Raw genomic sequence first — 453 nt, forward strand, 5'->3', positions numbered from 1 at the left:
CGCTGCTGTTGCCGCTGCAGAACGCCAGCTACGCGGGAGTGCTGGCGTCGCTGGTCTTCTACCTGCGGCGCACCTCGACACCACGCGTACTGCGCCAGCGCAACGACGAGGAAGAAGTGCTGCGCATCGAAGGCTCGATCTTCTTCGGCGCCTGCGACTACCTGCAACGCCTCATGCGCCAATGCGACAGGCCACGGCTGGTGCTGGACGCCCGCCAGGTGAACTTCATCGACTTCGCCGGCGCAGTGCTGTTGCAGCAGGAAGCCCGCCGCCTGCACGCCGAGGGCCGCCGCCTGGTATTGCGCCACGCCCGCCCGCAGGTCCGCGAAGCGCTGGGCCGGCAGGCCGACGAAGGCTGCCGCCTGCACTACGAAGGCTGACGCTCAGGGCGCCGCCGGCGATGTCGGTGCGCTGTCGCCGGGCAGCAGTTGCGGCGATTCCCGCTGCAGCTTG

Annotated in this window: 1 protein-coding gene; it reads left to right on the forward strand. The window is 69.5% G+C overall.

Translation table 11 applies throughout. The annotated features are described in order from the left end of the window. Positions 1-380: STAS domain-containing protein (locus FLP08_RS17025; protein ID WP_156278114.1), on the forward strand; the 380-nt coding region annotated here is incomplete at its 5' end. Positions 381-453: the final 73 nt, after the last annotated feature.

The sequence above is a fragment of the Christiangramia aestuarii genome (assembly GCF_009735585.1).
Classification (GTDB): Bacteria; Bacteroidota; Bacteroidia; order Flavobacteriales; family Flavobacteriaceae; genus Christiangramia; species Christiangramia aestuarii.